General features: G+C 48.0%; 13 protein-coding genes. 1 reads left to right on the top strand and 12 read right to left on the bottom strand.

What is annotated here, in order from left to right; genetic code table 11:
• Positions 1 to 95 precede the first annotated feature (95 nt).
• Positions 96 to 1,346 carry a hypothetical protein gene (locus AC1AYN_RS00795; RefSeq protein ID WP_476531486.1) on the top strand — a complete coding sequence of 417 codons (1,251 nt, stop codon included), beginning with the start codon at positions 96 to 98 and terminating at the stop codon, positions 1,344 to 1,346.
• Here AC1AYN_RS00795 and AC1AYN_RS00790 read toward each other — a convergent pair.
• The 12 genes from AC1AYN_RS00790 to AC1AYN_RS00735 all read right to left on the bottom strand — a co-directional run bounded on the left by AC1AYN_RS00790 (position 1,313) and on the right by AC1AYN_RS00735 (position 13,435).
• A complete protein-coding gene (locus AC1AYN_RS00790) occupies positions 1,313 to 2,410 on the bottom strand; it encodes a polysaccharide pyruvyl transferase family protein (RefSeq protein WP_476531484.1) in 1,098 nt (365 codons plus the stop codon). The genes AC1AYN_RS00795 and AC1AYN_RS00790 overlap by 34 nt on opposite strands.
• A gap of 15 nt (positions 2,411 to 2,425) precedes the next feature.
• On the bottom strand, positions 2,426 to 3,601 hold the full coding sequence (locus tag AC1AYN_RS00785) for a glycosyltransferase family 4 protein (protein WP_476531482.1): 1,176 nt from the start codon (positions 3,599 to 3,601) through the stop codon (positions 2,426 to 2,428).
• A gap of 20 nt (positions 3,602 to 3,621) precedes the next feature.
• Entirely contained in the window at positions 3,622 to 4,251 is a 630-nt protein-coding gene (locus AC1AYN_RS00780) for a serine O-acetyltransferase (RefSeq protein ID WP_476531480.1), read from the bottom strand.
• On the bottom strand, positions 4,251 to 5,279 hold the full coding sequence (locus AC1AYN_RS00775) for a glycosyltransferase family 2 protein (protein WP_476531478.1): 1,029 nt from the start codon (positions 5,277 to 5,279) through the stop codon (positions 4,251 to 4,253). The genes AC1AYN_RS00780 and AC1AYN_RS00775 overlap by 1 nt, the downstream gene beginning before the upstream one ends.
• Positions 5,266 to 6,345, bottom strand: a complete 1,080-nt coding sequence (locus tag AC1AYN_RS00770) for a glycosyltransferase family 4 protein (RefSeq protein ID WP_476531476.1) — start codon at positions 6,343 to 6,345, stop codon at positions 5,266 to 5,268. The genes AC1AYN_RS00775 and AC1AYN_RS00770 overlap by 14 nt, the downstream gene beginning before the upstream one ends.
• Before the next feature lie 5 nt (positions 6,346 to 6,350).
• A complete protein-coding gene (locus AC1AYN_RS00765; protein ID WP_476531475.1) occupies positions 6,351 to 7,076 on the bottom strand; it encodes a glycosyltransferase family 32 protein in 726 nt (241 codons plus the stop codon).
• A gap of 2 nt (positions 7,077 to 7,078) precedes the next feature.
• Positions 7,079 to 7,948 carry a hypothetical protein gene (locus AC1AYN_RS00760; RefSeq protein WP_476531473.1) on the bottom strand — a complete coding sequence of 290 codons (870 nt, stop codon included), beginning with the start codon at positions 7,946 to 7,948 and terminating at the stop codon, positions 7,079 to 7,081.
• 513 nt (positions 7,949 to 8,461) lie between these two features.
• Positions 8,462 to 9,517, bottom strand: coding sequence for a glycosyltransferase (locus AC1AYN_RS00755; RefSeq protein ID WP_476531471.1), 1,056 nt, complete (start codon positions 9,515 to 9,517; stop codon positions 8,462 to 8,464).
• Between the two features lie 19 nt (positions 9,518 to 9,536).
• Positions 9,537 to 10,067 (bottom strand): acyltransferase, encoded by a 531-nt coding sequence (locus AC1AYN_RS00750; RefSeq protein WP_476531470.1) that lies wholly within the window; start codon positions 10,065 to 10,067, stop codon positions 9,537 to 9,539.
• On the bottom strand, positions 10,054 to 11,676 hold the full coding sequence (pssE, locus tag AC1AYN_RS00745; protein ID WP_476531468.1) for a PssE/Cps14G family polysaccharide biosynthesis glycosyltransferase: 1,623 nt from the start codon (positions 11,674 to 11,676) through the stop codon (positions 10,054 to 10,056). Before pssE ends, AC1AYN_RS00750 begins: the two co-directional genes overlap by 14 nt.
• Positions 11,677 to 11,701: 25 nt before the next feature.
• Entirely contained in the window at positions 11,702 to 12,172 is a 471-nt protein-coding gene (gene pssD / locus AC1AYN_RS00740; RefSeq protein ID WP_476531466.1) for a PssD/Cps14F family polysaccharide biosynthesis glycosyltransferase, read from the bottom strand.
• Positions 12,173 to 12,196: 24 nt separating this feature from the next.
• Positions 12,197 to 13,435 (bottom strand): nucleotide sugar dehydrogenase, encoded by a 1,239-nt coding sequence (locus AC1AYN_RS00735; RefSeq protein WP_476532289.1) that lies wholly within the window; start codon positions 13,433 to 13,435, stop codon positions 12,197 to 12,199.
• Between the last annotated feature and the right edge of the window lie 309 nt (positions 13,436 to 13,744).

Raw genomic sequence — 13,744 nt, 5'->3', positions numbered from 1 at the left:
TATTGATTCGGGACAAGCTACGCCCTCGTTATCCTTGGATTCTATATCTCGCCATAGCTATGCTCCCCGTGGACGGTACGGTCCTAGGAGGGTATATGCCGTTCTGGACCCCGATTTCACCATGGTTGTTCATGCTGTACGTCGCAGTCAACTGGCAGGAGCTACAGGTCATTGATCGCCGTGGTCTTATCACTGCCGCCGCTCCTGCCATCCTACTGATTATCTCAGTCTACGGATGGGTGACCATCGGGTTCAGACCAGATACGGTCTGGCTGACGGTTACCGGTTTGGCCGGCGCGTCAGCATGTTTGTTGTCCCTGTATATCGGTTTTTCGATGAAAAAAGTCTCCTTCGATAAAGCCTTTAACATCCTGATAGCCGGATATTGCATCTCCTTTGTGATTGGCATAGTGGAATTCATCGCTATACATGGCCGAGTCGAACCGCTTATCGATTTCTTCAAAATGCTGCTCAATAGGCAATACATCACTGAATCCGTCGGCAACAAGTATGGAAGGCCACAATTTCTTTTCGCTGAGCCCTCTTATATAGGTATGCATTTGTTTGGTGTGCTGCTGCCCCTATATTGGCTTACGAGGAAACGACGGGTCATCGCCCTCATTCTGATATATGCATCCGGCTCCATTGTCATGGGTTCCGGGGTGAGGATAGTGCTGGACTGTATGGTTGCGGCGTTGGCGTCTTGCGTTGTGCTGACTGATTGGCGTAAATTCAGCTCACGTCTCATCGCAACTATCTCATCGATATCCGCCATCGGCATACTGACAGTTGCAGGCATATTCAATCCACGCGTACAGGCAATGCTTGGCGATGGATTATTTTCAGCAGATAAGTCGATGGCAGCGAGGTTACTGCGCTTCCTTATCCCCATCGAAGCCGGCCTCCACAATCCACCGCACCTACTGTTCGGCTTTGGAGCAGGGAACATCTACGATTCATTCGGCGCAGGCATATCGAACGGACTCAGGGCTTTCAAAGCGCTCAACCATGGTGTTCCATACCCTGAGTACCGCACGTGGACGGATGTACAACATCTATCGACACCACATAACATGTTCACTATGAGTGTCTATAGCAGCCTTCTGGCAGAATTCGGAGTGCTGGGTATCATCCTGCTGGTGACGGCCATTCTGGCAATCGTCACCAGCAGGCGCGCATGGAATCCGATGACCGTGGCGTGGCTGTTTTTGATTGCATACCTCTACCTGCAGTTTGAGGGATATGCCTTCTACGCATTGCCGCTGTTCCTGTGGAGTGTGCTGAACGGGCACACCCTAACAATGTCGAAGCCTCACTCCGCCGACGCGTTCAGCTCTCGCGAATAGGCTTCGCACACTTGACCACCGATTTCCTTCCAATCAAAATCGGAATTCTGCCATTCATGCTTGAATGTCGAGAGCTTCGATTTGATTGGAATGGGAACAATGCGGACACCATATTGCAGAGCGAAAATCATCGAATGCATGCGACCCGAAATCAGGGATTCACAATCCAACAATTCCGTCAGATAATCTGTCACATTATCGATTGCAGCTAATTCACATCTAATATGCTTTTCGTCGTGCATCCACTGCTGGAACCGGATGGATTCGCAGTAATCGGAGTATGTGGTATACAACAGTTTTACCGGATGCTTCGCATGTTCGCGAATAAGCTGGTACCACATTTCGTAATACTCCTGAAGCGTGTACTTGTTTTTGAGCATTTCAGTCAGCTCATGGTAAGAATACACGCACACGGCATCATGTTTTCTGCCTACGATACCCTGATAGTTCTGCTGGTGCAGAAACCTATAGGAGAACACAACATCCGGAGCATAACGACATGCTACATGAATCATGTTCGTCAATACATCCTCAGTCCGCTTATCCCTCACCAGCAACCGATCACATTCAGCCAATGCATCGTGGAGTTCACTGGTTTCGTGCCGTGTGAATCGAGTATCGGAGCTCACGCCTAGAACAGCGACGGGACACCGCCGCTCGGCAAGCACGGTAATCCACGCCAGCAGACTGTAGTAGAAGGGGTGCTTGTTCCCCTTGATGAGCTCACCGCCACCGATAACAGCCAAATCGAAGGACTGTTCGCCTAGTTTCTCACGAATCACACGCTCATAACGATGACGCATTGGCTCGCTTCCGCGATTGCGGATAGCCCGTTTCACACTGCGTATGATTTTCCGTGGTTTTGAAATCCGTTCCTCCGGGATATATTCTACCGGGCGGTTCTTCGATGTCACAAGATCCGTCGGCTGTTCATCAGGGATATAAGGCATAGTGACGGTTTCCGCATCCGGCCATTCCCGACGAACCAGCTCAATCATCGTCTCGGAGATGGCACGATCACCGATATTATCGGTATGGCCTTGGTTGATAAGCAGTATGCGCATGAGTCGGATCCATCCTTACAGGAACGCTTTTCTACAGAAATTATCGAAGTAACGAGACACATCATAATCCGGAGACGAATCAAGAACATGCCGTGCAGCTTCAGTCTTCAACATACGCGTGTCAAGATTCAGCGACTGGGCCATCGCAACCTTGAGATCTTCCACAATAGTCTTGTCGTCGTTGTCGACCAGCAAGGCTGATTCATCCGACACGATTTCCGGTATAGCACCGGAACGAGTGGCGATGATAGTAAGCCCGGCTGACATGGCCTCAAGCACAACCAATCCGAACGGCTCCTCCCATCGTGAGGGAATGACCGCCACGTCGGCGGCGGACAGCACTCGCGGCATGTCCGACGGATCGACGAAACCGGTGAAGATGATGTCATCACGTCCATCGCACAATGATGTAAGAGCGGTGGTATAAGGGTCGGATTCCTGCGCGGTGCCAAACCACGATTTGCCTACAATGAGCAGCTTGGTGCGAACATCCGTCGCGTCGGCAAGCGCAGTGTATGCCTCGATGAGTTCACGTACGCCTTTCTCCTTGGTGATACGCCCGGAATACACGAATACGACGTCATCGGAACCAATCCCGAGACGTTCCCTTTGGCCCAATCGGTCACCGCCATCGCGGAAACTACGAACATCGATTGCGTTGGGCAGGACATGAACTTTATCGGAGGGAGCTGCATTGGTAACTATGTTTTTCAGATACTCGCTGATGACGAGGAATGAATCGACATGTGGCATAATGCGACGAACAAGTTCGGGAGATTTGCTAGACCCGTCATATCCATTATGCATGTGATAGATAAGACGAGATTGTCTTTTGCACTTAGTAATCCAATCACAGGCTAGCATGTCGTTCTCAACAAGAAGAACATCATAATGTCCACGAATGGCTTTACGCATAATCCATAAATCCGATGGAGACACATATCTTTTTGAACCCGTAATATACGCAATTTTGTTGTGAACACGGGAACGAATCCGATCCGTAATACTCGGCGATACCTGTGTGATGCGCGTATGGGCATAGGAAAAGTCATCAAGCCGCTCGTCTCGACATGACAACACTTCGATGTCGAACTTCGGAGCATGTTCATTCCCCTCTATCAGACGTGTGCACAGCTGTTCCACTGCCCCACCATGAACGGCAGGCACGGGAAGATACTGTGGGGGAATCATCAATAAAGTCTTCCTAGGCATTATTGTTCTCGCTTCCAGGTTAACGGCTCGTTCACACGAATCCCATCTCGCTTGATAATACGCGCAGGATTACCAACGACCACACAATTATCAGGAACATCTTTCATTACTACAGAGCCTGCCCCGATTTGAACATTGTTGCCAATGTTAATTCCTCCAGAGATGACACTACCCGTATACACAGTCACATTGTCACCGAAAACAGGTATGTCCCGACCGTCACGATTATGAGATGGGTTCCGTCCGATGGTGACAGACTGGTAAACCTCGAGATTCTTACCGGCACTGGCACAATGGAGAATTGTCGCCTGACCGTGAAAAATAAGCAAACCAGGACCGATATCTCCCGTGATCTCCGTTTCGCGCCTGTCGGGCAATAAGACACTTTGAACAACACGACCCAAATTATGATTCACGCGCATACGATAATAGAATACTGCACGGAAGGGATTCTTAAAAACAAGAGTATGCATCATCCAATACAAGCCGGGCTTTGTCTGTGGAGGAGCGTAATACAGGAATCTTTTAAGATCAGCTTGTATTAATCGACGAAATTTCTTATCACACAGATATACGCACACCGGAATAATGAGGCGCCATATATTGAGCCAAACAGCAATATGTTTCATTACCTCACCTTTCTAATAATCCTTTTTGCATCGCATACAAATAATCCCAAAGAAACGCAGCCAATACGTGCTAACATCATTAATAGAACATCAAACTTTCCGATACCATCCAATCGCCATAATCTCCCGTTCGTATGAACATACGTCAGGATATTCTTGACAACATATTTATCTTGTAGAACAACATCATCCTGCCGAACATAATCATGTAATGCGCTAATAGCATAGGATAATTGTAATAAACTATACCGATTGTCAAGTGCAGATGATACTAGCAATGGCTTGATAGCTTCAAGAATCCTCTGATATGCAGTCCAGACGCAATCAAGATTTTTACCCCGAGAAAGCGAATTATCAGAATAATTCTCGTAGACATATGCAGCAGTCCGACTTACATATATGCAATCACAATTCTTGTAACATTCATAATTATAAAGCGCATCCTCTCCCAATGTCACAGTGTAATCGAAACCGATAGACTTAGCGATGTCTGCGCGATATACTTTATTGAACAGATAATTCATCAAAGAAATGTTCTCAGGGCGTGAAAAAACATCGAGAAAATCCTTCAACGCCATTACACCATCAGAACATCCATAGGGAAGACGGTGTTCAGGAACCATCCCCGCTTGTTGGCATTCCATAAAACCAAAAACATAAACACCATATCCCTCATGTGCACATAACTGAGCGATAAGATATTTCAGTTGTCCTTCAGCAAAGTAGTCGTCACTGTCAACAAACAACAAATAGCGTCCGCTCGCGGCTTGGATGCCACGGGTCCGAGCAACAGATGGTCCACTGTTGACGATGTGAAGCACTGAAATATTCGCATAGCGCGAGACGTATGCATCGAGCATATCTGCACTCTCATCTGTTGATCCGTCATCTACACAGATAATTTCATAAGGGACGTCGACCTGAGAAATAATGCTATCAAGACAATGCTCAATTGAAAAATGAGCATTATACACGGGAATGACAAATGATAATAACGGCTGGGAGCTGTCTTTTTCACAAGAGACCATCAATCAGAGCCTCCCAATGATCAACTATAGGTTTAATATGATAATCGTTAATCATGACTAGAGCATTTTGGGAAAATACGTCCTGCTTTGCACGATCATTGATAAGAGACAGTAGTTTGTTGGCAAAGTTATCAATGTCTCCATCGCTGACAAGATAACCATTTTTACCGTCAAGCACCAATTCGCGCGGACCGGTTAGACAGTCATTAGCCACAATCGGCAATCCTTTGGACATTGCCTCGAGCAATACCATAGGAAAACCTTCATAACGAGATGTCAAGGCATAAATAGAAGCTTTATCGTACCAAGCCTCTACATTCTGGGTTGTACCGATAAATTGGATATTCCTGATTCCAGCGTTTGAAGCTTGCTCTACGAGCTGCTGATGCAACTCACCAGAACCCACAAAAACCAATTTCCAGTCACCAACGTTGTTACAAATCCGAGACCACGCAGAAATAAGTCTGTCACAGCCCTTCTGATTGGTAAGACGACCGACAGCGAGAACGATATGCTCGGATCTCGGGGAAGGAGAAACATTCTCGAATGGAGTCGGATTATTGATCACTTCAACCATATTCCCAGGAAAACCAGCATCAATGTACATTGATTCGTCCTGTTTCGTCAGAAGAACAAGTCTATCAGCATGATGCCTGATGAGATGAAGAGCCTTCACCCGTCGACGCTCTGTCTGTGCATGCACATAATTAAAATGATCCCATACTATATGCTTACAAGACAAACCATACAACGATCGAACAGACCAATAGGCTAAAACTGAATCTATATCGATAAGCACGTTAAAATTATGCTTAACTATATAATCCCTAAGTTTCAGTACCGGATATATATAAGTTCGAAATAATTTACCTTCCTTTTTTGGATTCAATAAGCAATCAACTGTAATGCTCTCATCTACAGTGAAAAAAGGGGCTCCGTAATCCCAAAAACTAAGAATCGTGACCTCATGCCCACGCTTTGCAAGCTCATTAGCAATCATAATACCGACACGTTCAGTACCTCCGGAATGAGAGATTACAGGCTCAAGAAAGCATATACGTGCCATATCAGTCACTTTCGACGAAGAAGATAATTTTTGATATCGACAAGACGGAAGTAATTCTTTTCGCCTATGACCCTCCGCACTTTGGTGAGGAACTTTTTCTTTGGAGAGAGCCAAGATGCAGAATACTGGTGAATGCTAAAAGTATTTTCCGTAAGATGAAGTTTATTCGAATAATAATCCTTAGGCGCGAAATATTCAGTGGGATAAATCTTCATTCCTTGAATCATTTGCATCGAATCGTCATCACGCAAACCTAGCTTCATGAGATACTCGGTAATGTAATGAGGACTAGGAACTAAATTAATTTCACCGTCATCTTTGATGAACGAAAGATTATCATACATATCTCGGAGTCCCTTAATAACAGGATTATGAGGTTCGGCGCCAAACCCAATACCTCCGTTGACTTGTTTCCCACTTTCAAATCCCATATACGCATGATTTTCGAGTAGTTCGTCAAGTGGCCTGACTAGTTCGACATCGGTATCAAGATAGATTCCACCATGCTGGTAGATAATGTCAAAACGAGCATAATCAGGGACAAAACCCCATTTCTTCATTTTATATGCATCATACATATATTTATTGGAAGAAACATCATAATTTGTTTCATCCCACTGAATGATCTGATAGTCAGGAGCGAACTTCTTCCAACTTTCCATGCATTTTTTTTCTTTCTCAGGAAGCGGAGCGCCGCCAAACCAGCAATAGTGAATAACCTTAGGAATCATTTTCAATCCTTTACTTGATATTTATATATTGACTCATTATCTAGCGCAACGATATATGGAACTGCGAAGAACATCATATACAGATATGCCGAAGGTTCCACTCGTAACGTAATATTATAAAAGAACATCACGAACGCAACGATGTCAATGACACGAATCAACGTTCTCAATGATCCTTTTTCAATATAGCGTCCTGCATGAAGCCATGTGACAAAAATTATAGCAAGATACAAAATCACTCCGACATATCCATTTTCAATGAAAATCCAGACCGAGTGGAACCATTGATAATGCATCCAGGCATAGATAGAATAAAACTGACTAGTGAAGAAGCTAGTATAATCAGCATTCCCTAAGCCAATGCCGAACAAAAGTTTGAGCGGATCATTATGGAATATTGTATCTGAGATTACTCCGATTCCGCCAAAACGATTCAAATCACCAACACCATCATAACCTGTGGTCCTTGTGGCATAATCGATATAACCCTGCAATGTATAGTTGTCAGCATAGCCCGATCCTCTTGCGTTAAGCGCAACAAAGTAACTCGAGGAAAACATCAATGCAGCGGCACCAATCACAACTATCAAGAAATTCTTTAACGAAATCTTATTACCAAACATACATCCCAGAAGGATGATAACGATTTCGAAAATGAAAACTTTCAACTCAGCTGCAGCAGACATAAAAATCGCCGCTGAAAGAGTCAGAATAAACGATAGTATGCCACTCTCGCCTGAGAAGTATTTATTAGACACATATATTAATGTAAGACACAGAACAAGATTCAACGGTAAATTGCTTCCAGAAAAGTTCCAGAACAAGCCGCCAACCATATCACCGATAATCGTTGCAGCTGAATACGTAACCATGAATCTTTCGTAAATGCATAAAGGAAGTGAAATCCAAAAAATTATCTGCACGACTCGCAGTACGACAAAGATGTCACTCTTCTTCAAACAAACAACACATGTATAAAAATAAATAAAGTAACGAACTACGTTTCTATATCCCCATGCAAGAATTAACAACTTCTCACCAGTAAGAACAGCTCCGATTGCTCCGAAAACGCAGTATAAAACCATGATTGTGATTATTGGACCACAATACTGGGATACTTTTCTCTTCTCATAGAGTGCAAAAATGAATAAAATGCAATTCAATACATCATCTACGTACAACAGCACACGGGGGAAGTGCAAAGTATACACCAAGGCAAATGAGAAAAAGAAGTAAGCTTGGGCAATCAGAACCCATCCCGCCAAAGTTGATGAGGGCCTAAACATATTCCTCAGATTACTGAAGGAAAATCTCGCTATATTCTGTCCTATTGATGACGACATGTAATATTGTCCTTTATAATCATAATTCGAACGCGATGATATTCATCGGAATCTTTTATCTTTCAGTTGCTTGAGATAGACTAGGACAATAACACCCAAAGTGCATTTATGCGCAACACACATATTAATTAACCGCAATTGCAATGGATTAGCACGGTACGGGTACGCCGCAATAATCGATTGCACGTAATCATCATTGATGATTCGTTTAACTTCACGATAGAGCTTAAATCTCTTATTGCCTTTCCAATACGAGACAAGCATTCCTATGAAGAACCTTGTTCGCCCTAGAAAATATCGATCCAGTCTTAGTCTATACTCACTTTCCTGGGCGACAGAAGCAAGATCTCTTTCCATTCGTTGAATCTGAATCTTCTGTTTTTTGAAAAAATCAGGCTTGAATGTATGCGTAAGCGACGTTGAATTATCGCATCGATAGTAATAAAGAGGCTTTGCTATATAAGTTACACATGAAGCATGACTTAAATAAGCGATATCAAAAATTATGTCTTCTGATATAAATTCTCGTTCCGATGGGAAACGAAGACCAAATTCATTAATAATCTTCATTGAATACAGTGCATGCCATACAGACATGGACAGCAAAGCTTCTTTTTTGCACTCCGGCCTGCTGGCAATCATTTCAAGCAGTACGTCGTTAATCACTTCCTGCCCTTTGAACGTCTGATCATCGTAGGCAGCGGGGACGGGCTTGGAATCACCCTCGCCATAATACTCATAGTAACCGCAATAGCTTGTGTCTGCATCTCTGTTCAACATCTGCGACAACAAGGCCGATACCATATCGTTATCGACAAAATCGTCAGAGTCAACAAACATTACATATTGTCCGGAAGCAACCTCAAGTCCACTATTGCGCGCCATTCCAAGACCTGCATTGCTCTTATGAATCACACGAACGCGAGAATCCCTGTCTCTCAACTTGTCGCACAAAGCACCTGAGGAATCTGTAGATCCATCATCTACTAATACAATTTCAATATTGGTGTACGATTGATTAATCAATGTATTGAAACAATATTCAAGGTACTTCTCTACATTGTAGACTGGGACGATAATACTAATCAGTGGATTCATAGTTACACCTTCATTACATTCACACTATATATCCGTGCTTTGTTTGTGACAGCAATGCCTTCATTTCTTCTTTTTTATCATCTGTTATATTCCCTCGATTGGTATATGACACGTCAAACACGTGTCCTTGATTCATGCGCTTACTATTCTTCAGCGAGAACTCATCGATGGTACAGATGATATGAGCCGGCACTCCCGCGACAACCACATTCGCAGGTATATCACCATGAACTATACTGCCGGCACCAATAACTACATTATCGCCAATTGTTGTATTCGGTAGAATAATGCTCTTTGCACCGATAAACACGTTGTTACCGATACTTACTCTACCGACTTTCGAATATCCAATAGCTTTCTTAGTACTTCCGTCGTGACAGAGTACTAGCGAATCGGGAGCTAATGTCACATTGTCGCCAATCGTGACGAGCCACGGGAATGACGAGTCGAGGAATGCCCCACGTTCCAGCTGAAAATGCGCTCCGATGATGGCTCCCTGAGCCTTCCATCGCTTGATTCTCAGCTCTGTGACTTTTCTATCGAGAAGCATTCGATCCTCCCACTGAAAGTGCTTGCATATACATTTCCTTCAAAAGGTGGAAGTAATTCCCATCGTCGAACTTACGTTCCGCCAGCTTACGTGACGCATGCGAGAACGCCTCATAGCGATCATGATCATGGATATCCGCCAGCGCATCCGCCAACGCGCTCACGTCACCCGGCTTGACGAGATGACCGTTCTCACCATCGTGCACGGCCGCGGCCATATCGCCCACATTCGTGGCGACCACGGGCATGCCGTAGCTGATGGCCTCGAGCACGGCCACAGGCAGTCCTTCGTTATACGAGGGCAGTACCAACGCCTGACTGTGCTCGAACAGCTCACGCTTCTTGTTGCCGGCGGTCCAGCCGGCGAACTCCACGGCACCATCCGCGAGCCCAAGCTCGCGGGCCCTGCCTTTGAGCTCTTCCTCCTGCGACCCGGTGCCGGCGATGACCACATGCATGTCACCCAAGCGACCCGTATCGCGCAGCTTGGCCACCGCATCCAGCAGGTCGCCCACGCCCTTACGCTGAATCAGCACGCCCATGAACAACACCTGGAAACGCCGGGCATCGGCAGCCCAACTCACGGTCGTCTCGGGAATGTGCACGGTGTTGCTCACCACCACCGTATGCGCGGCCGGCTCGATCGCCTTGATGCGCTCGTCCCACTGCTCACCGAGCACAATCACGGCCGAGGCCTCACGCAGCATGGCGCGGATACGACCCTGCTCCGCGGGCTTGCAGCCGTCATACCATTTCTTGAACTCGGAGCCATGCATGTGGATGACATCCGGCACGCCATACTTACGGCACAGCTTATGCACCTGATACTTGCGCACGAAGCTGCCCTTGTACGACATATGGATATGCACCACATCCGGTCGGGTCGTCGAATCGGCAAGCAGCTTGTGGATACGGTGCAAAGCCTTTTCGAAGAACAGGATCTTCTTCACCGGATTCGCGGCGATGTAGGTGGGGATGAATTTCATCGACACACCGTCAGCGACCCAATCATGGGCGAGCAGCTGACTGATGACGCTGGTGATGCCGCCCTTGACGGACGGGTCGTTACCGACCATGAGCACACGCAGGTTGCCCTTGCCACTGTTCCCGCCGGCCGGCTTCTCCCCCATCACCTCGGAACGGATGAACCCATCGATCGAGTCGATGATAGTCGTCGTATTGGAGTGGAATGGCTTGTATTCGGTATGCCGTACCTCATCCAGCGCCTGGGCGAGCTGGGAGCAGTCATCGCACACGCAGATGATGTCCATCTGCTTGAATTCCTTGAGCAGCTGCAGCTGGTGGTCGTCCACGTGTTCGCCGTACTTGGCGAGACGCGGCACGGCGATGACCTTCTTGCCTTTCTTCACCGCGCCGATGATCGCACCAGTGCCGCCATGCGTGATGACGAGATCGGCTTCGCCCATGCGTTTGGCGAACTCGTCGCGGTCAAGGAACTGCTTGAACTCGTAATGCTTCGGCTGATAGTCGCTGTATCCGCTCTGTGCGAACACCGGTTCGGTGATCGTACCGTCCGCGACCAGCTCGTCCACGGCCTTGAGCAGACGATTGAACTGGAATTTCTGAGATCCCAAGGTGATGAAAATCATGTGGTCCGTCTCCCGTCCAATCGGCTCAGTAGATGCTGCCGAGATAGATGGCGTTCGGGTAGATGCTCTTCATGCTCTCCCACTGCACATAGAACCGGTCGGCGAAACGGTACAGCAGCTTGCCGGACTCCGTCGCGGAAGTCACCTTCGCGAACGACTCGATGTAGATGAGCTTCCTGCCGAACAGCTTCATCAGCAGGCACATCGGCAGCATGGCAAGAACCCCCGTGCAGATAATCACGTCAGGGCGCTCTTTGATGAAGATGCCGAGACAGTGGAACGCGTTGACGATGAGCTTCAGCAGCACGGTCTTCTCCTTGCGGTTGATCTGGCCCACATAGTAGGTCTTCTCTCCCTTGGCCTTCGACTTGTACTGCGTCTGCTCAGTCAATACGAAACTGTCGTACCGCTGCATCAACGGTTTCAGCATCATCAGTTGCTCATAATGGCCGCCGGATGACGCGGCGAAACACAGCTTGGGGTTCTTCCTGCTCATGCCGTACCGATCCTCCGACTAACCTCAGTCCCTGCGGAACAGGTCGCGCGTGTAGACCTTGTCCTTCACGTCATCAAGCACACTGTTGTAGCGGTTCGCGAGGATGGAATCGCTACGGCGCTTGAACTCGTCCAGATCGTTGACGACTTCGGAACCGAAGAACGTGGAGCCATTCTCGAGCGTGGGCTCGTAGACAATGACGGTGGCACCCTTCGCCTTGATGCGCTTCATCACACCCTGGATGGCGGACTGACGGAAGTTGTCGGAGTTGGACTTCATGGTGAGACGGTACACGCCCACGGTAATCGGCTTCTCATCGCTGGAATCGTACTCGTTGTTGTCGCTGTAGCCGTAGTATCCGGCCTTCTTGAGCACGCTGTCGGCGATGAAGTCCTTGCGGGTGGTGTTCGAATCCACGATGGCTTGGATGAGGTTCTCCGGCACATCCTGGTAGTTGGCGAGCAGCTGCTTCGTGTCCTTCGGCAGGCAGTAGCCGCCGTAACCGAAGCTCGGGTTGTTGTAGTGCGTGCCGATGCGCGGGTCAAGGCACACGCCGTCGATGATCTCACGGGTGTTCAGCCCCTTCGACTCGGCGTAGGTGTCGAGCTCGTTGAAGTAGGAGACGCGCAGCGCCAAGTACGTGTTGGCGAACAGCTTCACGGCCTCGGCCTCCGTGAAGCCCATGAGCAACGTGTGGATGTTCTCCTCGATGGCGCCCTGCTGCAGCAGCTTGGCGAACGTCTCGGCCGCCTCGACGAGATGCTGGTCCTCCGGATCGGTGCCGACCACGATGCGGCTCGGGTACAGGTTGTCGTACAGGGCCTTGGACTCACGCAGGAACTCAGGGCTGAAGATGATGTTCTTCGAACCGGTCTTCTCGCGGATGGCCTTCGTATAGCCGACCGGAATCGTGGACTTGATGACCATGATCGCTTCCGGGTTGACCTTCATCACCAGATCGATGACGGCCTCCACCGCGGAGGTGTCGAAGAAGTTCTTCTTGCTGTCGTAGTTCGTCGGAGTGGCGATGATCACGAAGTCGGCATCCTTGTAGGCCGCTTCTCCATCGAGCGTGGCGGTGAGGTTCAGCTTCTTCTCCGCGAAATACTTCTCGATGTAATCGTCCTGGATCGGGGACTTGCGGTTGTTGATCATATCGACCTTCGCCGGCACGATGTCCACCGCGGTCACCTGATGATGCTGCGACAGCAACGTGGCCAAGCTCAGACCCACATAACCGGTACCTGCAACCGCGATCTTCAGAGAGTCGAAATCATTCATCCCTACGTATCCTTCTTCCCTACTGTTCCGATGAACGCAAACCGAGGCGCGGGCGAAGCACACTCCGGTGCGTGAGAGCAGCGCCGAAAGCATCCCCGAGGAATCCGGCGCAACGGTCGGCAACGGCTTGGCGCATCTTCCTCACTGCTCTCCTCCTGCTTGTGAACGCACCCGTACAGGTGTGTGGCATCACAAACTATTTCAAACTATATCGCAAGGGGGAACCCATCTCCACCCTGCCGTCTCATCTCCGCCCTGCCACCTCAAGCCACATGCCGACTCCGGCATCCC

Source organism: Bifidobacterium sp. LH_413 (genome assembly GCF_056357015.1).
The sequence above is the reverse complement of the archived record's forward strand: the minus strand, read 5'-3'. Positions and strand labels throughout refer to the sequence as shown.

Excerpts from the sequence above, each read along its gene's own strand:
- AC1AYN_RS00775 (WP_476531478.1), bottom strand. The coding sequence starts at position 5,279 with ATGGTCTCTTGTGAAAAAGACAGCTCCCAGCCGTTATTATCATTTGTC.
- AC1AYN_RS00785 (WP_476531482.1), bottom strand. The coding sequence starts at position 3,601 with ATGATTCCCCCACAGTATCTTCCCGTGCCTGCCGTTCATGGTGGGGCA.
- pssE (WP_476531468.1), bottom strand. The coding sequence starts at position 11,676 with ATGATTTTCATCACCTTGGGATCTCAGAAATTCCAGTTCAATCGTCTG.
- pssD (WP_476531466.1), bottom strand. The coding sequence starts at position 12,172 with ATGAGCAGGAAGAACCCCAAGCTGTGTTTCGCCGCGTCATCCGGCGGC.
- AC1AYN_RS00780 (WP_476531480.1), bottom strand. The coding sequence starts at position 4,251 with ATGAAACATATTGCTGTTTGGCTCAATATATGGCGCCTCATTATTCCG.
- AC1AYN_RS00750 (WP_476531470.1), bottom strand. The coding sequence starts at position 10,067 with ATGCTTCTCGATAGAAAAGTCACAGAGCTGAGAATCAAGCGATGGAAG.
- AC1AYN_RS00770 (WP_476531476.1), bottom strand. The coding sequence starts at position 6,345 with ATGGCACGTATATGCTTTCTTGAGCCTGTAATCTCTCATTCCGGAGGT.
- AC1AYN_RS00765 (WP_476531475.1), bottom strand. The coding sequence starts at position 7,076 with ATGATTCCTAAGGTTATTCACTATTGCTGGTTTGGCGGCGCTCCGCTT.
- AC1AYN_RS00755 (WP_476531471.1), bottom strand. The coding sequence starts at position 9,517 with ATGAATCCACTGATTAGTATTATCGTCCCAGTCTACAATGTAGAGAAG.
- AC1AYN_RS00790 (WP_476531484.1), bottom strand. The coding sequence starts at position 2,410 with ATGCGCATACTGCTTATCAACCAAGGCCATACCGATAATATCGGTGAT.
- AC1AYN_RS00795 (WP_476531486.1), top strand. The coding sequence starts at position 96 with ATGCCGTTCTGGACCCCGATTTCACCATGGTTGTTCATGCTGTACGTC.
- AC1AYN_RS00760 (WP_476531473.1), bottom strand. The coding sequence starts at position 7,948 with ATGGTTACGTATTCAGCTGCAACGATTATCGGTGATATGGTTGGCGGC.